Annotated in this window: 4 protein-coding genes and 1 pseudogene; 2 read left to right on the top strand and 3 right to left on the bottom strand. The window is 68.5% G+C overall.

From position 1 onward, the window contains the following. A partial coding sequence (locus tag G3N92_RS30420) for an NADPH-dependent FMN reductase (RefSeq protein WP_206131257.1) occupies positions 1–524 on the bottom strand: 524 nt, incomplete at its 3' end. Positions 525–777: 253 nt separating this feature from the next. On the opposite strand from G3N92_RS30420, the gene fabV reads away from it, so the two are divergent. Further along, complete coding sequence (fabV, locus tag G3N92_RS30415) at positions 778–1,980, top strand: enoyl-ACP reductase FabV (protein WP_206131256.1); 1,203 nt, start codon at positions 778–780, stop codon at positions 1,978–1,980. A gap of 81 nt (positions 1,981–2,061) precedes the next feature. On the opposite strand, the gene G3N92_RS30410 is transcribed toward fabV, so the two are convergent. Both G3N92_RS30410 and G3N92_RS30405 read right to left on the bottom strand, forming a co-directional pair. Next, positions 2,062–4,167, bottom strand: a complete 2,106-nt coding sequence (locus G3N92_RS30410) for a catalase (RefSeq protein ID WP_206131255.1) — start codon at positions 4,165–4,167, stop codon at positions 2,062–2,064. Between the two features lie 369 nt (positions 4,168–4,536). Continuing rightward, positions 4,537–5,145, bottom strand: a complete 609-nt coding sequence (locus tag G3N92_RS30405; protein WP_206131254.1) for an alpha/beta fold hydrolase — start codon at positions 5,143–5,145, stop codon at positions 4,537–4,539. Between the two features lie 96 nt (positions 5,146–5,241). On the opposite strand from G3N92_RS30405, the pseudogene G3N92_RS30400 reads away from it, so the two are divergent. After that, positions 5,242–5,556: pseudogene (locus G3N92_RS30400) on the top strand (hypothetical protein); the annotation flags it as partial.

The raw sequence follows: 5,556 nt of genomic DNA, 5'->3' as shown, positions 1-5,556 counted from the left end.
CGCTCGGCGATCCGCTCGCGCATCGCGGCAAGCGCCCCGGCGATCGCCTCGCGATGCGCCGGATCGGCCGCGATCTGCGCCGCCGTGCGCGGCGGCCCGAGCAACGGCAGCGCGATCGAGGCGTCCGCCACGCAATGCGCCGACATGGTGGCGAGCACCAGCCGCAGCGCCGCCTGTGCATCGGACGCGCGCGGCGACGCGTTGAACAGCGCCACCGCTATCCCCGGAAAGCCCTCGCTGGCCACCAGCCAGTCGAGCGCGTTCTTGAACGCGCCCGGTATGCCGCGCGCATATTCGGGGCAGGCGATCAGCAGCCCGTCGGCCTGCGCGACCGCGTCGTGCAGCGCCTGCACGGGCGGCGGCGGATCGTCCTGACGCTCGGGGTTGAAGTGCGGCAGCGTGTCGAGGCCGCGCCAGGCCTGCACGCTCACGCCGGGCGCGCCGATCGCGGCGGCGGCGTCGAGCAGGGCCGTGTTCGAGGACAGCGCGCGCAGGCTGCCCGACATCGAAAGCAATCGGATCATGGTTCGCGAAACGGTGAAGCAGTGAAGCGGTGAAACGCCGCCGGCCGCGCCTCGGAGCGGGGCCGTGCCGCGCGAAAAAACCCGCTGCGAGTGTCCCACGTCCGGCGCGATCGCGTCGCCGCGCTCGCGCCCGCATCGCCATGCGCCCCGCGCCGGGGCCGGATGCCGCCGTTCGCGCCGTCCGGGGCTTCCATTACAATGCACGGCATTTCTGTCCGTCGACGTTCGACGCTTACCGTATTCAGGGGCTTTCATGATCATCAAACCGCGCGTGCGTGGCTTCATCTGCGTGACGACTCATCCGGTCGGCTGCGAAGCCAATGTCAAAGAACAGATCGATTACGTCGTCAAGCAAGGCCCGATCGCCAACGGCCCGAAGAAAGTGCTGGTGATCGGCGCGTCCACCGGCTACGGCCTGGCCGCGCGCATCTCGGCCGCCTTCGGCTCGGGCGCGGACACGCTGGCCGTCTGCTTCGAGCGTCCGGGCAGCGAAACCAAGCCGGGCACCGCCGGCTGGTACAACACCGCCGCGTTCGAGAAGTTCGCCAAGGCCGAAGGCCGCTACGCCAAGACGATCAACGGCGACGCGTTCTCCGACGAAGTGAAGCGCGTCACGATCGACACCCTCAAGGCCGATCTCGGCCAGGTCGATCTGGTGGTCTACAGCCTCGCGTCGCCGCGCCGCACGCACCCGAAAACGGGCGTGGTGCACAACTCCACGCTCAAGCCGATCGGCAAGAGCGTCACGTTCCGCGGCATCGACACCGACAAGGAAGTGATCAAGGACACGGTGCTCGAACCGGCCTCGCAGGAAGAAATCGACAACACCGTGGCGGTGATGGGCGGCGAGGACTGGAAGTTCTGGATCGACGCGCTGAACGAAGCGGGCGTGCTGGCCCCGGGCGCGAAAACCACGGCCTTCACCTATCTCGGCGAGCAGATCACGCACGACATCTACTGGAACGGCTCGATCGGCGCGGCCAAGAAGGATCTCGACACCACCGTGATCGGCCTGCGCGAGACGCTCGCGGCCAACGGCGGCGACGCGCGCGTGGCGGTGCTGAAGGCGGTGGTCACGCAGGCCAGCTCGGCGATCCCGATGATGCCGCTGTACCTGTCGCTGCTGTTCAAGGTGATGAAGGAAACCGGCACGCACGAGGGCTGCATCGAGCAGGTGTACGGCCTGCTGCACGACACGATGTACGGCGCCACGCCGCATATCGACGAAGACGGCCGCCTGCGCGCCGACTACAAGGAACTCGATCCGCAAGTGCAGGCCAAGGTGCAGGCGCTGTGGAGCCAGGTCACCAACGACAACATCTACGAACTGACGGATTTCGCCGGCTACAAGCACGAATTCCTGCGCCTGTTCGGTTTCGAGATCGCGGGCGTGGATTACGAGGCCGACGTCAATCCCGACGTGGCGATTCCGGGGCTGATCTCGGTCGGCCTGTAAGCGCCAGGCAGCACGCGACATCAAAAGCCGGATGCGGGGGCAATGCCCCGCATCCGGCTTTTTTCATGTGCGCGTGGCACGTCAGGCCAGCGTGCGCACCTTCGGTTCGCGATCGTAGAAACGCTTGCCGGCCGCGCTCACGAACGCCTTGCCGAGATTGGTCACGCCCGCGTCGGCCTGCACGCCGGCGCGCTCGAGCAGCGGCTGCGCGCCGGCCGTGTGGCCGATCGCCTTCAGGTGCGCGTAGGCGTCGAGCACGAACGACACCGCCGCCGAATCCTGCGCGAGCTTTGTCGCGGCGTCCTCGGCCAGCACCAGCGCGACGGCATCGACCAGCACCGAGGGCGTGCCGGCCAGTTGCCCGTCGGCCGTCAGCGTGCCGCCCTTCACCGGCACCCCGCCCACCTTCGGCGCGATCAGCATCGCACGGCCGCCGTCGGCCTCGATGGCCTTCACGAGCGCGTCGATCTCGGCCTTGTCCGAGCCCTCGTCGAACAGCACGCCCACCTTGCGGCCCTTCAGCGTGTGCTTGGCATTCCCGACGATCGACAGCGCCTTCGACGGCTTCATGTCGACCGGCTCGCGCGCGGCCGGCGCGGCGTCCGGCAACGGCATCGCGAGGCCGCCGGCCACGCGCTGCGCCAGCGATTCGTCGACATTGCGCAGCCGCGATAGCATGCGCGTGCGCACGTGCTCGAGCGACACCTTCGACAGCTCGAACACGAACGCCGACGCCGTGTGCGCCTGTTCGATCGGCTCCAGCGAGTGGTACAGCATGCGCGCCTGGCTGTAGTGATCGGCGAACAGCTCGGCGCGCACGCGCAGCTTCTCGGCGGGATCGTTGCGCTCGTCGTTGGCCTTGAACGTGCTGAAGCCTTCGGCCGGCGCCTCGCGCGGCCCGCCCGCCTCGCCGGCCTCGGCCAGCGAATTCGGCTCGTAGTTGGCGCGCCCTTCCGGCACCTGGGTCTGCATCAGGCCATCGCGCTGGAAGTTGTGGAACGGGCATTTCGGCGCGTTGATCGGGATCTGATGGAAGTTGGTGGTGCCGAGCCGCGACTTCTGCGTGTCGAGATAGCTGAACAGGCGGCCCTGCAGCAGCGGATCGTTGGTGAAATCGATGCCGGGCACCACGTTCGACGGCAGGAACGCGGCCTGTTCCGTCTCCGCGAAGAAGTTCTTCGCGTTGGCGTTCAGCGTGAGGCGGCCGATCGTCTGCAGCGGAATCGCTTCCTCGGGGATCAGCTTGGTGGCGTCGAGCACGTCGTACGGCTGCTTCGCCGCCCAGGCCTCGTCGAACACCTGCACGCCGAGATCCCATTCGGGGAAGTCGCCCGCATCGATCGCCTCGAACAGATCGCGGCGATGGTAATCGGGATCCGCGCCGGCGATCTTCACGGCCTCGTCCCAGCAGGTCGATTGCACGCCGAGCACCGGCGTCCAGTGAAACTTCACGTACGTGCCCTCGCCCTTCGCGTTGACGAAGCGGAACGTGTGCACGCCGAAGCCCTGCATCATGCGCAGCGAGCGCGGAATCGCGCGATCCGACATCGCCCACATCAGCATGTGCGTGCTCTCGGGCATCAGGCTCGCGAAATCCCAGAACGTGTCGTGCGCCGAGGCGGCCTGCGGATAGCCGCGATCGGCTTCCATCTTCACGCTGTGGATCAGGTCGGGAAACTTGATCGCGTCCTGGATGAAGAACACCGGGATGTTGTTGCCGACCAGATCCCAGTTGCCTTCCTGCGTGTAGAACTTGACGGCGAAGCCGCGCACGTCGCGCGGCGTATCCACCGAGCCCGCGCCGCCAGCCACCGTGGAGAAGCGCACGAACACCGGCACCTCGCCGCCGGCCTTCTGGAACAGGCTCGCGCGCGTCAGCTCGGGAATCGCCTTGGTGCAGGTGAACACGCCGTGCGCGCCGCTGCCGCGCGCGTGCACGATGCGTTCGGGAATCCGCTCGTGATCGAAGTGGAAGATCTTCTCGCGCAGCACGAAATCCTCGAGCAGCGCCGGGCCGCGTTCGCCGGCCTTCAGGCTGTTCTGGTTGTCGGAAATCGGCACCGCGAAGTTGGTGGTCAGCACCTCCGGGTGGGCCTGCTTGCCCTTGCCGCCGCCGGTGTGCCGCTGATGCGTTTCGCCGCCGTTGCCGATGGCGTCGGCAGGCTGGGACGTTTTCGATTTGGCCATGCGTTTTCTCCACTGCAGGTTGTGAGGTGGGGACGGTTCGGTGCGCGACCGCACACACCGCGTTCGTGCGGCGTCGCGGGCGCGGTCTGCAAAAACTACAAACCGCGGCGATCGGCGACGCCATCGCGACACGGCGCGACGCCGGGCAGGCGGCCTGGCCGCGTGCGGCGCGCGCGAGGCGTATCGTCGAGGGAAGACCGCGCAATATGCGGGCCCGGGCGCAGGGAGGGGGAAACGCAGGGAAAAACGCGGTGCCGGTGCGTGGCGGAAGCCGAGCGGGAAGACGAAGGAGAAATGCGCGGGCGGTGCCGGGCGAAAACCGGCACGCGCCCGGCGGGCGTCAACCCGCTAACTCAGCGAGTCGGCCACTCAGCGAGCCAGATGCGCGTCGACGAGCGGCGCGAGCGCGGCCGCATGCACGCGGGCCAAATCGTGCTGGCCGCCCGCCACCACGTGCAGGTGCGCATCGGGCAGCGCGTCGCGCAGGCGCTCGCCCACCGCGACGGGGCTGATCGGATCCGCATCGCCCCAGATCAGCAGCGCCGGCTGGCGGATCGCGTGCAGGCGTGCGCTGTAGTCCTCATGATTCGACAGGAACCAGCCCGGCAGATGCGGATGGCTCGCGGCGAAACCGGTGCGCCAATCCTGCGCGCCCACGCCGGCCATGTTCACGCCGCCCGACGTCACGCTCAGCACCAGATGCGTGATCAGCTCGGGCCGCTCGAGCGCGGCGCGCACCGCCAGCAGGCCGCCCATCGATTGCGCGATCAGCGCCGTCGGCTGGTCGATGCGGGCCAGCACGCGCTCGAGCAGATCGTCGATGCCGCCGATCGACGGGTCCGCCGGCTCGCCGCCGAAGCCCGGATACGCGACGATCTCGCGCTCGGCCGGATGCGCGAGGCGCTCGGCGAGCGGATGCCAGAAGCCGGTGTCGCCCGATGCGCCCGGCAGGAACAGCAGTTTGGAGGGAGTGGCCATCCGTGTTCTCTCGATTCAAGTTGTGGTTATGGTGACGTGCAACGACATCGGCGGCGCACGCCGCGCGGGTATCATCTGGCTTTACCCGCTGCCGCCATGCTCACGCTCAAGCTGACGCTCGTCCCGCTGTTCCTGCTGGTCGTCTCGATGTCGGGCGCATGGTGGGGGCCATCGATCGCGGGCTGGCTGGCGGGGCTGCCCGTGGTGGCCGGCCCGATCCTGTTCCTGCTCGTCCTCGAACACGGCCCCGCGTTCGGCGCGCATGCCGCGCTGCTCGCGCTGGCCGCCATTCTCGCATCCGAAGCCTTCAATTTCGCCTATGCCTGGACCTGCCGCACGCGCGGCTGGCCGCTCGCGCTCGCCGCCGGGCTGGCGGCCTGGGCGCTGGCCGCCACGGCGCTCGCGCACCTG

The sequence above is a fragment of the Burkholderia sp. Ac-20379 genome, assembly GCF_017104645.1.
Taxonomy (GTDB): domain Bacteria; phylum Pseudomonadota; class Gammaproteobacteria; order Burkholderiales; family Burkholderiaceae; genus Burkholderia.
Note: the sequence above shows the minus strand (reverse complement) of the source record. Positions and strands in the feature narration are given on the sequence as shown.